General features: G+C 69.7%; 14 protein-coding genes and 1 tRNA gene. 7 read left to right on the top strand and 8 right to left on the bottom strand.

What is annotated here, in order from left to right:
- Nucleotides 1–19 precede the first annotated feature (19 nt).
- Both arfB and HUV01_RS00680 read right to left on the bottom strand, forming a co-directional pair.
- The gene (gene arfB / locus HUV01_RS00685) at nucleotides 20–445 is read right to left on the bottom strand and encodes an alternative ribosome rescue aminoacyl-tRNA hydrolase ArfB (protein ID WP_174296401.1); all 426 of its coding nucleotides are present in this window, start codon (nucleotides 443–445) and stop codon (nucleotides 20–22) included.
- A 7-nt stretch (nucleotides 446–452) separates the two neighbouring features.
- A complete protein-coding gene (locus HUV01_RS00680; protein ID WP_174296400.1) occupies nucleotides 453–1,175 on the bottom strand; it encodes an RluA family pseudouridine synthase in 723 nt (240 codons plus the stop codon).
- A 47-nt stretch (nucleotides 1,176–1,222) separates the two neighbouring features.
- Between HUV01_RS00680 and HUV01_RS00675 the strand changes: the two genes are divergently transcribed.
- Together HUV01_RS00675 and HUV01_RS00670 are read left to right on the top strand one after the other, a co-directional pair.
- The gene (locus HUV01_RS00675; protein ID WP_254606282.1) at nucleotides 1,223–1,963 is read left to right on the top strand and encodes a M15 family metallopeptidase; all 741 of its coding nucleotides are present in this window, start codon (nucleotides 1,223–1,225) and stop codon (nucleotides 1,961–1,963) included.
- 118 nt (nucleotides 1,964–2,081) lie between these two features.
- Nucleotides 2,082–2,155, top strand: a tRNA-Gly gene (locus tag HUV01_RS00670).
- Nucleotides 2,156–2,344: 189 nt separating this feature from the next.
- On the opposite strand, the gene HUV01_RS00665 is transcribed toward HUV01_RS00670, so the two are convergent.
- Complete coding sequence (locus HUV01_RS00665) at nucleotides 2,345–3,886, bottom strand: sulfatase family protein (protein ID WP_174296399.1); 1,542 nt, start codon at nucleotides 3,884–3,886, stop codon at nucleotides 2,345–2,347.
- 398 nt (nucleotides 3,887–4,284) lie between these two features.
- Here HUV01_RS00665 and HUV01_RS00660 point away from each other — a divergent pair, with 398 nt between their 5' ends.
- Both HUV01_RS00660 and HUV01_RS00655 read left to right on the top strand, forming a co-directional pair.
- On the top strand, nucleotides 4,285–6,771 hold the full coding sequence (locus tag HUV01_RS00660) for a TonB-dependent receptor (protein ID WP_254606281.1): 2,487 nt from the start codon (nucleotides 4,285–4,287) through the stop codon (nucleotides 6,769–6,771).
- 23 nt (nucleotides 6,772–6,794) lie between these two features.
- Nucleotides 6,795–7,898: a glycerophosphodiester phosphodiesterase gene (locus HUV01_RS00655; protein ID WP_174296419.1), complete on the top strand. Its 1,104-nt coding sequence runs from the start codon at nucleotides 6,795–6,797 to the stop codon at nucleotides 7,896–7,898.
- A gap of 24 nt (nucleotides 7,899–7,922) precedes the next feature.
- On the opposite strand, the gene HUV01_RS00650 is transcribed toward HUV01_RS00655, so the two are convergent.
- Nucleotides 7,923–10,289 (bottom strand): TonB-dependent receptor, encoded by a 2,367-nt coding sequence (locus HUV01_RS00650; RefSeq protein ID WP_368039970.1) that lies wholly within the window; start codon nucleotides 10,287–10,289, stop codon nucleotides 7,923–7,925.
- Between the two features lie 224 nt (nucleotides 10,290–10,513).
- Here HUV01_RS00650 and HUV01_RS00645 point away from each other — a divergent pair, with 224 nt between their 5' ends.
- Nucleotides 10,514–10,861 (top strand): DUF6481 family protein, encoded by a 348-nt coding sequence (locus HUV01_RS00645; RefSeq protein ID WP_174296398.1) that lies wholly within the window; start codon nucleotides 10,514–10,516, stop codon nucleotides 10,859–10,861.
- Nucleotides 10,862–10,924: 63 nt separating this feature from the next.
- Here the strand turns inward: HUV01_RS00645 and HUV01_RS00640 are convergent, their stop codons facing one another.
- Nucleotides 10,925–11,416: a DUF427 domain-containing protein gene (locus HUV01_RS00640; RefSeq protein ID WP_438827132.1), complete on the bottom strand. Its 492-nt coding sequence runs from the start codon at nucleotides 11,414–11,416 to the stop codon at nucleotides 10,925–10,927.
- A gap of 66 nt (nucleotides 11,417–11,482) precedes the next feature.
- The gene (locus HUV01_RS15285; protein ID WP_302480009.1) at nucleotides 11,483–11,611 is read right to left on the bottom strand and encodes a hypothetical protein; all 129 of its coding nucleotides are present in this window, start codon (nucleotides 11,609–11,611) and stop codon (nucleotides 11,483–11,485) included.
- Nucleotides 11,612–11,772: 161 nt separating this feature from the next.
- On the opposite strand from HUV01_RS15285, the gene HUV01_RS00635 reads away from it, so the two are divergent.
- Nucleotides 11,773–14,394 (top strand): M1 family metallopeptidase, encoded by a 2,622-nt coding sequence (locus HUV01_RS00635; RefSeq protein ID WP_174296396.1) that lies wholly within the window; start codon nucleotides 11,773–11,775, stop codon nucleotides 14,392–14,394.
- Between the two features lie 119 nt (nucleotides 14,395–14,513).
- Complete coding sequence (locus HUV01_RS15280; RefSeq protein ID WP_302480008.1) at nucleotides 14,514–14,639, top strand: hypothetical protein; 126 nt, start codon at nucleotides 14,514–14,516, stop codon at nucleotides 14,637–14,639.
- 39 nt (nucleotides 14,640–14,678) lie between these two features.
- Here HUV01_RS15280 and HUV01_RS00630 read toward each other — a convergent pair whose 3' ends face one another.
- Together HUV01_RS00630 and HUV01_RS00625 are read right to left on the bottom strand one after the other, a co-directional pair.
- Complete coding sequence (locus HUV01_RS00630; protein WP_174296395.1) at nucleotides 14,679–15,659, bottom strand: FAD:protein FMN transferase; 981 nt, start codon at nucleotides 15,657–15,659, stop codon at nucleotides 14,679–14,681.
- Nucleotides 15,660–15,691: 32 nt separating this feature from the next.
- On the bottom strand, nucleotides 15,692–16,171 hold a 480-nt coding region (locus HUV01_RS00625), incomplete at its 5' end, for a DUF4198 domain-containing protein (RefSeq protein WP_174296394.1).

Below are 16,171 nucleotides of genomic sequence, written 5' to 3'. Positions count from 1 at the left end.
CATACGGACGCGAGCGCCCTTAATCCTCCTGCACGCGCCCGCGACCGGCCTTCACGCCGGACCGCTTCACCTTGCCATCGACTCGCCGCGTCTGGGAAGCGCGGGTGGGCTTGGTCGCGCGCCGCTTCTTGGGGACGATCGTTGCCTCGTGGATCAGCGCGACCAGTCGCTCGCGCACTTCCTGCCGGTTCAGCAGCTGCGACCGCGATCCCTCGCTGCGCAGCACCAGCACGCCGTCGCGGGTGAGTCGCGACCCCGCCAGCGCGGCCAGCCGGTGCTTCACCGCCTCGGGCAGGCTCGGGGACTTGGCGACGTCGAACCGCAGGATGACGGCGCTGTCCGTCGTGTTGACGTGCTGGCCGCCGGGACCGCCGGCCCGCGTCGCCGTCTCGACGATCTCGCCGTCGTCGATCGACAGGTGGCGCGTGACCGGGATGGCGACCATCGGCAGGCTAGCGGGCTTGTGCCGGCTCCGCCGCGTCAGCGTTCGCATCGACGACGGGCGCGACCTGGTGATCGGCGAAGGTCCCGAACCGCTCGGGCAGCGGCGCATGCGCCCGCACCGGCGCCCTGGTCCCGCGCGGCACCAACAGCGCGGCGGCGTGGAGCAGCATCGGCTCGCCCCTGTTCGCTCGTCCGTACACCGGGTCGCCGGCGATCGGCATGCCGATCCCGCTTGCGGCATGGACGCGAAGCTGATGCGTCCGTCCGGTCGCCGGCCGCATCTCGATCAGCGCACGCCCCTCGCGCCGCGCCACCACGCGCCAGCGGGTAAGCGCCGACTTGGCCGTGCCGCTCGCATTCCCGCCGTCAGGGACCATCCGCCAGCCACCCTCGCGCGTGCTGTGCTTGGCGAGCGGCAGGTCGACCACCCCCTCGTCCTCGGCGGGCTCGCCGGCCAGCACCGCGAGATACAGCTTCTCGACCTCGCCACGCTCGAACGCCTGCTGGAGCCGGGCATGCGCCTTGGGGTTGCGCGACAACAGCAGGCAGCCGCTGGTGTCGCGGTCCAGCCGGTGCACCGCACGCGGCCAGCGATGGAAACCGAACGTCAGCGCATCGAGGTGGTTCTCCAGGCTCAACCCGCCGTCGCGGGGCGGGTCGACCGCCAGTCCCGCGGGCTTGTCGATGACCAGCGCCTCGCCGTCGAGGAAGAGTACGCGATTGGTCAGCATGTTCCGCCCTTGCCACCCCCGACGACCGCGTGCCAGAACTTCGTCGCATGAGGACGACACGCGGAGGGACGGCGGCCGTCGCCGCACTGGCGGCGGTGGCGATGCCCATGGCCACGGTCGTGCAGACCGCGCCCGTTTCCGCTGCCCGGGGCGACAGCATGCCGGGGCATCTTCCCTATGCGGAGACCGACGCCGCCACCCTCACCACCGTCCCGGCCGGCTTCGCGGTCGGCCAGCCGTGCCGCGTCCGCGTGGCGATGCTGCCGGACCTCATGCGGCTGCTGGAGGACGAGGCGGCGGCGGGACTGGGCGAGACGCTGCACGCGGTCTCGTGCTTCCGGTCGGTGGCGCACCAGCGGGCGGTGTTCTGCCGGACTGCCGCAGGGTGCGCGGACGTCCAGCGACGGGCGGTGACGGTGGGGCCGCCGGGCCGCAGCGAACATGCGACGGGTTATGCGATCGACTTTGCGGTCCGGCCCGCCCGAGGCTGCGCCGACGTGTCCGACTGTATCGCGGAAACCGCCGCCGGCCGGTGGCTGCTCGCCAACGCGCCGGCCTATGGGTTCGAGCTGTCGTTTCCCGCCGGCAACGCGCAGGGCGTCGCCTATGAGCCGTGGCACTGGCGCTGGGCGGGCACCAGCCAGGACGAGCCCGGCGCGGCCGAGGCGCGCGCTACCCTGGCCGAGGCGCGCATGCATTATCCCGCCCGGCCCGAGGAGGCAGGCTTCGCGTTGCACGCGACGGCACGGGCGGAGCCACCGGGGACGGTAGCGACGCCTGATCTATGAAACGGCTTTCGGCCGCAGTTTTCGCCGGCGAGCCGTCGACGCGTCCTCCCCGGCCAGTCGGTCGGGATGCGGAAGCCGGTTGACAGGATCGACGAAACCGGAGACGTCGAGCTCGCCCGCGGGTGTAGCTCAATGGCAGAGCAGAAGCTTCCCAAGCTTACGACGAGGGTTCGATTCCCTTCACCCGCTCCACCGCAAGCAGCCGTGCTTCTGAAGTCGTCCCGCCGCCGGCCAGAGCGATATGGATGACTTCCGACATGCAGGCGACCGGGTCGGCTCCCTGGTCCGCCGCTGGTTCAGGTCGGACGGCGGCCCCATGCGCCGGTCGCGAGCCCGTGTCGGCCAATCCACCGCGGAGCGCGCCGGGCATCGGTCCCGCCGTCACACGGGCGGGCGGAAGAAGCCGGGCGGGAACGGCGCCTGTGGCGGTCCGTGCGGGTCGCGCAGGTCGTTGCGCCCGCCCTGGTCGGGGCTGAGCGGGATCTCCATCCCGCCGGTCTCCTCGAGGATCCTGAAGAGCTTGCCGCTCATCCGCTCGGCCAGTTCCTCGTGCCCGGGGCGAGCGAGCAGGTTGTCGTTCTCCTGCGGGTCCGCGGCGAGATCGTAGAGCTCGTCGATGTCCCAGATACCGTGGAAATGCATGTATTTGTAGCGGTCCTCGCGCAATGCATGGACCGTGGGCGTCTGGGGGAAGTTGCGCTCCCAGTAATATTCGTACAGCAGATCGCGCCGCCACGGCACCGCGCGCCCGGCGGCAAGCGGCAGCATGTCCGCCCCCGCCAGGCCGGCGGGCGCCTGTAGCCCGGCGGCGGCGAGCATCGTCGGCGCGATGTCGATGTTGGCGACCACCTGCTCGACCGTACCGCCCGCCGGGAACAGCGCCGGGCAGCGCGCGATCATCGGCACCCGCATGGACTCCTCGTACGCCGCACGCTTGTCGATCAGTCCGTGCTCGCCGAACATGAACCCGTTGTCGCCCAGATACAGGATGAGCGTGTCGTCGAGCTCGCCCCGCCGCTCGAGCAGGTCCAGTATCTGCGCCAGCCCCTCGTCCACCGCCAGCAGCGTCTCCATGTATCGCTTGTAGTAGGCGCCGACGTCCAACTTGCCGTGATAGGGATAGGCGACGCCGTGCCAGCTGTTGCGCTGATTCTCGACCCAGGCGGGACGGCCGGGCACGCCCGCCCTCATCGAGGCGGGATATCGGAAGGTCGCACCGTCGTAGCGCCCGGCATGGCGTGCGGCGGGAATGAACTCGGCATGCACCGCCTTGTGCGCGAGGTGCATCATCCAGGGCCTGGTCCGGTCGCGCGCGCCCAGCCAGTCGAGCGCATAGTCGGTCAGCTCGTCGGTGATGTAGCCGCGCTGCGCCACCCGGCGCCCGTCGACGTTGAGCCCGTCGGCGCTCGGCAGATAGCTGCCCTGCCCCTTGAAGCTGACCCAGCGGTCGAAGCCGGGCTGCGGCGCGTCGGTCTCGTCCCCCATGTGCCACTTGCCGATGAACGCCGTCTGGTAGCCCGCCGCCTGGAGATACTCCGGGTAGAAGACGAGGCCCGGCGGGATCGGGTGGTTGTTGTCGACCACCTTGTGCTGGTGCGCGTAGAGCCCGGTGAAGATCGACGCGCGCGACGGCGAGCAGAGCGCGGTCGTCACGAAGGCATTGCGGAAGTGCGTGCCCTCGCGCGCCAGCCGATCCAGCGTCGGCGTCTCGACGAAGTCCTGCGGCTTGAGGAAGCCCAGCGCGTCGTAGCGGTGGTCGTCCGTCAGCACGACGAGGATGTTCCTGGGCCTGACGCCCGGCACCCGCGCCAAGGTGCGCGACCGCCGCACCCCCGTCGCCGCCGCGTCCGTCGCCCATGAATAGAGACCAAAGGCACCCCCGGTCCCCGCCAGCAGGACGCCGCGCCGCGTCGGGTCGTCCATCCGCGCGCCTCCGTCGCCCTGATGCGTCATGGCCACCGGACTGCGGCCGCACCCGTTGGAGTGTCAAGCATCGACTCGACGCTGCAGGGCAACGATGCGGAAACACGCAAGGCGTTCAGCCACGCCCGAGTTCTCCCAAGGAGCCGACGATGGCTCAGGTCCGGTTCGTGGCGGATGGGCCGTTTCCTGGCGGATGGGCAAAGGGCGGGTGGGCGCGGGATGTCGGAGCGAGACAGCTGCTCGTGCCATGTGGCCGAGCCACGCGTTCGGGGCGGATGACGGCGGATCCCGCGTCACGGCGACAACTCGTCACATCAGTGTCATCGGATTGACCGCATTCTGTCGTGCGCCAGAAATAGAGGGCGGCGGGTCGGCAGATCGTCGGCGGGAGCGACGCGATGACGAACAGGGCGGGACCTAAGCGGCTGCGGGCGGGAGCCTCCATCGCGGCGATGATCGCGGCCTCGCCGGCCGCAGCGCAGGTCGCGGCCGCAACCGGCCCAGCCACCGCCCAACCCGCCGCCCGCGCCGATGACGGCGCGACCACGACGACCGTTCAGGCGACCGGCCCGTCCGCGACCGATACCGAGAGCGGCGACATCGTCGTCACCGGCACGACGACACGCGCCGTGTCCCAGGTGTCGGGCACCGAGATCCAGAAGATCCTGCCCGGCATCAGCCCGCTGAAGGCGTTGCAGACGCTGCCGGGCGTGACCTATCTGACCGCCGACCCGTGGGGCAACAACGAGCAGAACATCTCGCTCTTCATCCACGGCTTCAACGCGCAGCAGCTCGGCTACACGCTCGACGGCCTGCCGCTCGGCGACCAGCAATACGGCAACTACAACGGCCTGTCGCCGCAGCGCGCGATCATCTCGGAGGATGTCGGCCGGGTGACGCTGGCGAGCGGCGCGGGCGATCTCGGCACGCCGTCCACCAGCAACCTCGGCGGTACGATCGACACCTTCTCCAGCGATCCCAGGCCCATGCTCGGCGCCACGGTGGAGCAGGTGGTCGGCAGCTATGACGCGCTGCGGACCTATGCCCGGATCGACAGCGGCGACATCGGCCAGAACACGCGGTTCTACGTCTCAGGCCTGCGCCAGAAGGCGCGCGCATGGGACTTCAACGGCCGTCAGGGCGGCTATCAGGCCGACGCCAAGCTAGTCCACGAGGACCCGACCGGGCGGCTCGACGTGTTTTTTTCCTATTCGGACAAGACCGAGCCGAACGAGGACGCGACCGTCGTGTCCGCCGCCCAGGCGTATCAGCCCTATGCGCGCCCGTTCCTGTACCCCGACTTCGGCGCCGCGCAGAGCTATTATGCCGGACAGCTCGCTTACAACGGGGCGGCGAGCTATGCCGCCTCGGGCTCCAACTACAGCAACTACTACAGCGACGCGCAACGGACCGACTATCTTGGCTATGCGAAGTACGACTGGCACGCATCCGACCGCATACACTGGATCAACCAGGTCTATTTCCACCACGACGACGGTGTCGGCGTCGTGGCGGGGCCGATCACCGCCGCCGGTCTGCCGCAGCTGTTCTCCTTCTACTATCCCGGCGCGGCGGGCAGCAGCCCCACCTCGGCGGCGAACCTTGCACGCCTGTCGACCATATTCGGCGGCTCCAGCCTGGCGGCCCGGACCACCGAGTATCGGATCGACCGCGAGGGCCTGCTTTCCACGCTGCGGCTAGACCTTGGCGATCACCAGATCGAGCTGGGCGGCTGGTACGAGCACCAGAGTTCATCCGCCTATCGCCGCTGGTACGCGGTGAACGCAGGCGCCCCGTCCTCGCCCTATACCCGGCCGCACGATTACGAGACGCCGCTCATCACCCAGTATGGCAGCGAAGTCCGCGTGGACGAAATCCAGACCCACATCCAGGACGCATGGAAGATCGTACCCGCGGTCACGATCCAGGCGGGCTTCAAGAGCACGTTCCAGATGGCCACGCAGGCGGTGCCGGTGCAGCCGATCCCCGGCTCGTTCACCGGCTCGCGCGAGCTGCCGACCGGACGGCTGAACACGACGCAGGCGTTCCTACCCGAGATCGGTGCGATCTGGGAGGTGACGGGGCGCGAGCAGCTGTTCTTCAACATTCAGAAGAACGTGCGCCAGTTCCAGACCAGCGCCGCCGCCGGCCTGTCGCCGTTCGCGCTTGGCAGCCAGACCTTGTTCGCCGCGTTCGAGGCGAACACCAAGCCGGAAACGAGCTGGACCTATGAGGCGGGCGCCCGCTCGCACCATGCGCTGTCGCTGGGGCCAATCACCGCCTTCGACGGGCAGCTGAGCTACTACCATGTCGATTTCTCGAACCGGTTGCTGGCGATCAGCCCGACGACCACGATCACCGCGATCGTCAGCGGCGCGACCATCCTGCAGAACGTCGGCAGCGTCACCACCGACGGCTTCGACATCGCAGGCACGCTGCGCTTCGGGTCGCACTTCTCGATCTACGACGCGGTGTCGTACAACAACTCGCGCTACGATGGTAACTACACCAGCGGCACGACGACGGTGCCGACCGCGGGCAAGAAGGTGCCGGGATCGCCCGACTGGCTGAACAAGACGGTCGCGACGGCGGACGTCGGACCGGTCGACGTGCAGCTGGTCGGTGATTATCTGGGCAGGCGATACGCCACCTTCACCGACGACCTGTCGGTCCCAGCCTATTTCACGCTATCGGGCCGGATCGCGGTCGACGTCGCGCTGCCGGAGGCGTTCCGGGTGCGCAAGGCGACAGTGAGCCTCAACGTGACCAACATCACCGGCAAGCGGGCCGCATCCACGCTCGCGGTCGGCGCGGCGTCGGGCACCTACAACTTCTTCCCCGTCGCGCCGCGCCAGTTCTTCGGCACGGTCAGCGTGGGGTTCTGACGGTGATCGGGCGGCGCACGGTGATGGCAGGCGGGGCGATGCTGGCGCTGGGTGGCGGCGGCGGTGCGGCACGGGCGGCGCCGGGGCCGGCGACTCGCCCGCTCGTCCTTGGCCATCGCGGCGCATCGGCGTTGCGACCTGAGCACACGCTCGCCTCCTACGCCAAGGCGATCGCGGACGGTGCGGACTTCATCGAGCCCGACCTCGTCGCCACGAAGGACGGCGCGCTGCTGATCCGGCACGAGAACAACATCGCCGAGACGACCGACGTGCGGGCGCATCCCGAGTTCGCCGGCCGACGCGCGCAAAAGACGATCGACGGCGACCGCCAGCTCGGCTGGTTCACCGAGGACTTCACGCTGGCCGAGCTCAAGACGCTCCGCGCCATCGAGCGGCTGCCCCGGGTTCGGCCGCAGAACGCCGCGCTCGACGGACAATTCGATCTCGTCACCTGGCCCGAGATGATCGACTTCGCCGCGGCCGAGAGCCTCGCGCGGGGCAGGTCGATCGGGCTGGTGCCCGAGTTGAAGCACTCGACGTATTTCGCCTCGGTCGGCCTGCCGCTCGAGGACCGGTTCCTCGCCAGCCTCGCGCAGCACGACTATACCCGGCGCTGCCCGCTGATCGTCCAGTCGTTCGAGGTCGGCAACCTGCGCTACCTGCGGCCGTGGCTCGCCCGGCCGGACGCGCGGCTGATGCAGCTCGTCACCGGCACGCCGGCGGGCCTTCAGCCGGGCGATGTCGCCGCGGCCGGCGGCAGGCTGACCTATGCGGGCATGATGACGCCGGCGGGCCTCGCGGAGATGGCGACCTACGCGCACATCGTCGCACCCGACATGCGCAGCATCATCCCGCTCGGTCCCAACGGGCGGCTCGGCAAGCCTGCCCGCCTCGTCGCCGATGCGCATCGCGCCGGGCTCGCGGTCATGCCATGGACGTTCCGGCCCGAGAACCAGTTCCTGGCCGCGGACTTCCGCAACGGCGGCGATCCGGCATCGCGCTCGCCTGCCGGTTCGGTTGCCGAGATCCGCGCCTGTCTCGCGACCGGCATCGATGGTTTCTTCACCGACGATCCCGCGCTCGGCCGCGCCGCGGTCGACGGGCGGATGTCGCCCGCGAACCGCTGAACAGGGACGCGCCGGCGAACGCCGTCAGAAGCGGCTCTTGAGCGATACGAAATACTGGCGCGGCGACCCGACCATGAAGTTGGGGTTGTCGGCATCGAACCCCGCGCCGTTCACCCGGCCGGAGTTGGGCGTGTCGGTATAGCCCCGAACCTGGACGTTGTTGGTGTTCACCGTCGCGATATACTGCTTGTCGGTCAGGTTGTTCACGTTGAACTCGATCGTGACGTCGTGCATCGGGCCTTCGTGGGCGAAGCGATAGCCGATGCTCGCGTTGGCGAGGAAGCGGCCGTTGGCGACTAGGTCGTTCTCATAGGAGAAATACCGCTTCGACATGTAGTCGCCGTTCACGCGGGCGAAGAGCGAGCGATTGTCATAGACCAGTTCGGCCTTCGCCATGTGCTCTGGCGCGTCGACGACGAACTTGTTCTGGGTATAGGCGTATACGGACCCGTTCCCGTTCAGGACGTTGTTGGCGTATTTGGAGTGGTTGTACGAATAGTTGGCGAATACGGACAGGTCGCTCATCAGGCGATAGTTGACCGTACCCTCCGCGCCATAGGTGTGGACGCTGCCGACGTTGCTGAGGATCGAGGGGTTGCCGACGATGCCCGATCCGTTGGCGAAAGCGGCGAGCCGGTTGTCGAAGTTGACGTAATATCCGACGGCCGACGCCTGCAACGGCCCCTGATGAAAGCGCAGCCCACCTTCATAGGTGCGCGACGTCTCGGGCTTCAGATTGCCCAGCAGCGCGTTGAACCCGACCTGCGTCGTGGAGAACGGCCCGGCGGTCAGTGCGGAGACGAAGGCGTGCATGTTCTGCGTATAGTCGGCGAACACTTCCACCATCGGCCCGGCGTGGAACACGGCCCCGACCTGGGGCTGAAACCAGTCGGTCGCGCCTATGCGTCCGCTCGCCAGCGGGCCGACGGTGACACGGGCGGTGTTGTCGACCTTCACCCCCTTCCAGCCGCCGTTGATGACGAGCGCGTCGTTCAGGAGCTTCAGCGTGTCCGAGACGTGGTACTGCATCGTCCGGGTGTCGTACTTGCCCTCATACTGAGTGAAGAAGGAATTGGCCTGGAACTCGAGCGTCTCGCGCCCCGGCGCCGTCGCTCCCAGCCCGTAGTACCGGCGGGCCTGGTCGAAGGCGTTGCTTTCGTACCATCCGCCGATCTCCAGCGTGTTCGGCCCTGTCTCGTAGCTGGCCGTCGAGACGACGCCGCCGCGGTGGATGGCGTATTCCGTGGTGCGGAACGACAGAGGAGCCGGATTGGCGATCGGGTCGCCGTTCGCATCGGGCGCGCCGGTCGGGGTCGCGGCATAGGGCGTGATCCACGAACCCTGGCCGCGGTTGCGATGGTAATAGCCGGTGGTCTTGAACACGAGGCCCGGCGCCAGATGCGCGTCGAACGTCGCGCCGGCCAGATAGTCGTTCCGCAGGCCGCCGGCGTCGTAATAGACGTCGTCGACGTTCTGGTACGGCGCGGGAAACGCGCCGCCCGTCTGATAGGCGCGCGCCAGCCGCTCGGCCAGCGCGTAGTCGGGACGGATGTTGTCGACGCGGTAGGCCGCGTTCTGGCCCAACCGGTTGAACAGGTCGAACGTCAGGTCCTGATAGTCCGTCTCGCGTCGGGCGGAGAAGTTGAAGAAGGCCGAGATGCTGCCGAGCGGCCCCAGGTCCTGAACCAGCTTGGCGTTCGCCTGATGCTGGCGCTGCGGGCCATAGCCCTTCCATTTGTCGGTCGTGAGATATGCATAGCTGACATAGCCGCGCAGGCCGCCGCCCGTCAGATCGCCCGAGTCGAGCCGGACATAGGCCCGGTACGTCGAGTCCGAACCGCCGGTCCCCGACACCTCGACCCCCGCGCGGTCTCGCGGCGCCGCGCTGTAGAACTGCAGCGTGCCGCCCAGATTGCTCGTGGACGCGGTGGCGAGCGCGCCTGCGCCCTGCGCCACTTCCACCCGGCCGACGTTCTCCGAGATGATCGCGCGGCTGATGTGCAGGCCGTTGTCGTTGCCGTAGCTCATGTCGCCGAGCGGGATGTCGTCCAGCGTGAAGCCGAGCTGGTTCTGGTTGAAGCCGCGCAGCGAGATGCGCACCGCCCATTCATAGGCGCCGAACGCGTCCGCCGCCTGGAACGAGACGCCCGGCAGCTTGCTGACCGCCTTGAGCGGGCTGGTGCCTGGGGTGAGCAGCGCGATGTCGTCCGCCGTCACCGTCTGCACCTGCCGGCTGCGACCGAACCCCAGCACCACGATGTCCTGCGGCTGTGCGTCGGTCTGCGGCGCGTCGGCGGCGGCGGGCGCCGGGTCGGCTGACGATGCGGCCGCCAGGTCGGCCGTCTGGGCGTGCGCTGCACCCGATGTCAGGGCCATGGCCAGGGTCAGCACCGAGGCGCTTCCGACTTGTCGCACGAGCGTGTATCGCATCTGTCATCCCCTGCTTGCCCGATCCGGCGTCGTAATGCCGCTTCGTTGCGGTTCGGCGACGGTTCGACGACAGGTTGGTGACGGTGCGACGAACCTGCCGGATCGCCCTCGCGCGAGCTTGAAAGCGCAAGGGCCGCCGGATAGATGGCACGCTCGACAAGGCGTTCGCCCCAAAGGACAATTGAGTGGCTTCCTTCAAAACTCCCACCTTCCAGGATCGCGCGGCGTTGGCCGGGAAAGCCAAGCAGAAGGCGCTCGACCAGCTCAAGGCGAGGCCGCCGGTCGACGAGGCGCTGATGGCTGAGCAGCGCCGGGCCTGGGAAGCGCGTGAGCAGGTCCTCGCCGACGAGCGGGCCGCAAGGGCGGAGGCCCGTGCGGCGCTGAAGGCCGAGAAGGCGGCGATCGTCGCGGCGGCGATCGCGGCGGCGGCGGCGGCGGCCGAGCTCAAGGCCGCCCGGCTGAAGCCGGCCAGTGCAGCGGAGATGAAGGCGGCGCGCGATGCCCGCTTCGCCGCTCGCAAGGCGCGGAAATAGTCCCGAAGCCGCTCGCCGTCACGGCAGGCGATCAATTACACGGGGCCGGTCACATAGGGTCGGTCACCAGTAGCGGCTGCCCGGCACGCCCTTGAATGGCCCTGCCAGGTCGGATGTGATCCAGCCGCCGTAGAAGCCGCCCGGCTGCGGCGCCACGCGCTCGCCATCCACGGAGCAGGCGTCCAGCGGGGCGGCATAGAAGGCGAGGTGATCGCGCAGCATCGCGAACGCGCGGGTCGGCGACGGATAGCTCCAGGCGACGTCGGAAAGGACGGCCCCGTCCGTCACGAGATCCCAATAGACCGCATGTCCCTTCCACTCGCAGAACGAGCGGTGCGCCGACCGGCGCAGCACGGACGCGAGGACGTCAGCGGGCGGAACGTAGTAGCTGGGCGGATGGCTGGTCTCGATCGTGCGGATGCTGGCCCGCGTGTCGGCTATCACGCGCCCGCGATGCTCGATCCGGACGTGCCGACCGCTCGGCTCGGCGACCGCCGGGCGCGGGTATGCCCACACACTCTCCTGCCCGGGGCCGATGGGATCGGGCGTGACGATCACCCGACGGCACGATCCGGGCGCGGCGGCGACGCCTCCTCCGCCCGGACCCCTCGCCCGGCCGCGCTAGCCCTTCGGCGGCGTGCCATCCGACGCCTTTCCCTTGGTCGACGGGTTCGACGCGTTTTGCTTGGCCGGCTTCTCCGCCTTGGGCTTGCGGACTTCCTTGTTGGACTTTTGCTGGCTCTTGGCCACGGTTCCATCTCCTCTTCGAACGGTCTGGGCGCATGGCATAGCAGCTTCCGGGGACGCGCCCGCCGGAAATTATCGAAGGGGCGGCACGACCGTCGGGGCAGCTTGTCCGGCCGCCGCCGTCGCCCTACTCCGTCGCCTCTCCCTGCAAGATGGAACCGCCGATGCGCCCGCTGCTCGCTGCCCTGCTCCTCACCTGCGCGAGCGGCGCACTCGCCGCGACGGCGGACCCGTCCGTGCCGCTCGGCAGGCTGGCCGATGCCGCGACGCCCACCGCCTATCGGCTGGACATGACGATCCTGCCCGATCGTCCGCGTTTCACCGGTCATGACGAGATCGACGTGACGGTGAAGGCGCCGACGACGCACCTCTACATGCACGGCCGCGACCTTGCCGTGTCGCGCTCGGTCGCGACGGTGGGCGGGACGACGATGCCGGTCGCCTACACGCAGGTCGATCCGACCGGCGTGGTGCGGCTCGACTTCCCCGAACCGGTGAGCGGACCGATTACGCTGACGTTCGACTATGATGCCGCGTTCGGCAGCAATCCGTCGGGACTCTACCGGATCAACGTCGCCGGCACCTGGTACAGCTGGACGCAGTTCGAGAGCATCGACGCGCGCGCCGCCTTTCCCTCGTTCGACGAGCCCGGCTACAAGACGCCGTTCGCCATCTCGATCACCACCGCGCCAGGCAACAAGGCGGTCAGCAACGCGCCCGAGGCGAGCGTCACGACGGTCGGAGCACTGGAACGACACGTCTTCCAGGTCACGAAGCCGCTGCCGACCTATCTGGTGGCGATGGTCACCGGGCCGTTCCTGCATCCGACCGGCGCCGTGCCCGTCGACGCGGAGCGGCTGACGCGGCTGCCGCTGGGCGTGGTGACGACGGGGGCTCAGGCCGGCAGGCTGGACTATGCGATGGCGGAAACTCCGCGCATCGTGTCGCTGCTGGAACGGTATTTCGGCCAGTCGTTCCCCTTCCCCAAGCTCGACCAGATCGGCTCGCCGGTGATGCCGGGGGCCATGGAGAACGCCGGGGCGGACATCTATGGCGACGGCATCCTGCTGCTCGACGGCAAGGCACCGACCCGGAGCAGGCAGACCTTCGGCATGGTGGTGTCGCACGAGCTGTCGCACCAATGGTTCGGCGACCTCGTCTCGCCCGCCTGGTGGGACGACACCTGGCTGAACGAGAGCTTCGCCAACTGGATGGGCTACCGCATCGGCAACGAGTGGCGACCCGAGCTGAACATCGGCGTCGGCGGCATCGCGGAAGGCTTCTCGGCGATGAACACCGACGCGCTGGAGGTCGGGCGCCCGATCCACCAGCACATCGCCACCAACGCGCAGATCGACGACGCGTTCGACACCATCACCTACGGCAAGGGCGGGCAGGTCATCACGATGATCGCCGCCTATCTGGGCGACGACCGTTTCAAGGCGGGCGTGCGGCTGCACCTGTCCCGCCACCAGTACGGCAACGCGACCTCCAATCAGTTCTTCCAGGCGCTCGCCGACTCGGCGCGGGACCCGCGCGTCGTCGCGGCGATGCGCAGCTTCGTCGACCAGCAGGGCGTTCCCGTCGTCTCGATCCGGCGGGACGGCGGGCGGCTGGTCGCGACCCAGTCGCGCTACGGCTATCTCGGCAGCCGTCCGTCGCCGGAACGGTGGACGATCCCGCTGTGCGTCCGCACCGGCACGACGCGGGCCTGCACGCTGCTGGACCGGCCGACCATGACGATCGACGCGGCCCCCGCGGACGTCATCATGCCCAACGCCGGCGGCACCGGCTACTACCGCTTCGACCTCGCTCCCGCCGACTGGAAGGCGCTGATCGCGCAAGGGGCGGGCTTGGACGCCGGCGAGGCGCTGGCGAGCGACGACAGCCTCTACGCCGCCTTCCGCGCCGGCACCGCGCCGGCCGGCTGGATCGTCGACGCCGCCCGCGCAATGGCGGGCAACCCGAACTCCGAGGTGGCGCTGGAGCCGGCGGGTCATCTCGCCTCGTGGCGGCGGCACGGGTTCCTGACGCCCGCGACGATGCCCGCCTATCGCGCGCTGGTGGCCGCGATCTACGCGCCCCGGCTCGCCTCGCTCGGCGGCGACCTGAAGGCCGGCGCCTATGCCGCCGACGCGCCGGACCGGCAGAAGCTGCGCCAGGAGCTTCTCTCCCTGCTGGCGGGCGAGGCGCAGGACGCTGCGCTCCGGGCGCGGATGGCCGTGGCGGCGAACGCCTATCTGGCCGGCGACCGGACCGCGCTCGATCCCGCAATCGTCGCGCCGGCGCTGGGCGTCGTGCTGGAGCAGGGCGGCCTGCCGGCGTCCCGGACCATGATGGCGCGCGCGCTGGCGAGCGAGGACGCATCGTTCCGCAGCGCCGCCATCGGCGCGATCGGCACCACCGGCCGCGCCGACGTGGCGCAGTGGCTGCTGGGCTTCCGGGACCCGCGGCTGCGGTCGCTCGAACGGTTGCAGCTGCTGGCCGGCCTGGCCGGGACGCCCGAGACGACCGGGATCGCGGGCGACTGGATCCTCGCCAACTACGCCACCTTGGCAGCGGGCGGCAACGGCATCTTCACGACCAGCCGCCTGCCCGGCATGTTCGCCCTGCAATGCGGCGTGGACAGGGCCGACCGGCTGGACCGGACGCTCGGACCCAAGGTGCGCGCCGCCAACGCCGGCGTGCTGGAGTTCGAGCGGACGGTAGAGACGATCCGGCATTGCGGCGCGCTGCGCGACGCGAAGCAGGCCGAGATCAACGCGGCGATCGCGACTCCATCCTAGCCGGGCCGCGATCCTGTCCAGGCCCGGTGGCAGATACCGCGATCGGGAAAGGTTACCAGGTCGTTGCGGGTAGTTGGCGTTCGCGTCGTCTTGTCCATGGGAAGACAGGAGGGACGACGATGCGGAGCGATGTCGACGGGCGGGCGGTAGACGGTGGTTCGGACCTTCGCCTCGTGATCGGGGCCAATCTGTTTGTTCTGGCGCTCATCGGGATGTGCCAGGCGGCCTATGCAATGATCTACTGAACCGATTGGACGCTCGCCGCATGGCGCGATCCCGCCGAGTCAGCCCTCCGTCATCCCGTGCAACGCGGGGCTCAGCGTTTCCGATGCGCGGCCGCGCTCGCGCCGAACGATGCGGACCGCCAGCCGGTCGCGGGTCGCCGTCGCCAACGCGGCAACCGGTCCCTGCACCGTCAGCGCGGTCGCCCAGGCGTCGGCCAGCATCGCGCTGGCATGGATCACGCTGACGGAGGCGACGTCCGACGCGAGCGAACGGCCGGTCCCGGGATCGATGGTATGGCCACGCCGTACGTAGTCGCCGGAGGTGGCGACCGCCTGATCGTGCAGCCCGATCCGCAGCGGCGGCAGCACGATGCCGGGCGGCAGCTCGGCATCGACCCACCAGGGGCGTCCGTCCGGCCTCAGTCCGCGCCCGACGAGCTCGCCGCCGATATCGACCAGCACGTCGTCGAACCCCTGCTCGCGCAGCAGATCCGCCACCGCGTCGACGGCGAAGCCCTTGGCGATGCCGGAGAAGTCGAGCCACAGCCCGCCGGGCTGGCGCAGGCGGCGGCGGCCGGGCTCCCAGACGAGCCGCCGCCACCCGGCCGCCACACGCGCCTCGTCCAGTGCCGCCGCCGTCGGCGCCCCGGCGACCGTCATGGCGCCGTGGCCCAGCAGCGCCGCAGCGCGCCCATGGGTGGGATCGAACGCTCCGTCGCTCCGCTCCGCGATCGCCAGCGCGGTGGCCAGCACCGTCGCGAAGTCCGGCGGAAGCGTCATCCACGTCCCCGCCGGCGCACGGTTGAAGCGCGACAGCAGTGAATCCGGCTTCCACTGGCTCATCTCGGCGACGATGTCGGCGAGCCGCGTGTCGATGGTGGCGCGCAGCCGGTCGATGGCGGTGGCCGGATGCGCGACCAACCGCACCCGCCACGTGGTCCCGAGCGCCGATCCTGCCATCGCCGATACCGACATCCCCGAATCGCAGCGCCGAAGCGCCACCGGCGAGACGGTCGGCGGCAGCGCGATCCTCGGCTCCATCACGCGCTCCGGCAAGTTCAGCTCCGGCAAGTTCAGGGCGTCATCACTTCCAGGGTCGCCGCATAGCTCATCCGCCGCACCTCCGCGCGCTTCTCGGCGGGAGCACGGTCCTCGGCCTCCGCGCCCAGCCAGTACATGCCGGGCGCGGGCCACGTCACCGCGACGATGCCGTCGGCCCCGGCCGTCATCACGCGGGCGCCCGCGTCGTTGCGATAGCGGTCGCCGCCCGCCAGCACCGTCACCCTGACGCCCGCGGCCGGCTTTCCGTCGACCAAGAAGCGGAAGCGCGCCATCTCACCCGCGACGACCGCGTTGGGGTGGGTGATCGGCTCGAGCTCCAGCCCCCTGCCTGCCGGCCGGAACACCGTCGTGGTGGGCGGCCCGGCGGTGACGAAAGTCTCGACCCGGCCTACCCTCTCGACCAGATGGACGTCGGTGGCGTCGGCCGGGATGTCCTCCAGCGCCACCGGCGGCTGGCGGCGCGGCTCGCCCGGCGGGCCACCGGGCCGCTC

This window comes from Sphingomonas bacterium, assembly GCF_903643035.1.
Classification (GTDB): domain Bacteria; phylum Pseudomonadota; class Alphaproteobacteria; order Sphingomonadales; family Sphingomonadaceae; genus Sphingomonas.
The sequence above is the reverse complement of the archived record's forward strand: the minus strand, read 5'-3'. Positions and strand labels throughout refer to the sequence as shown.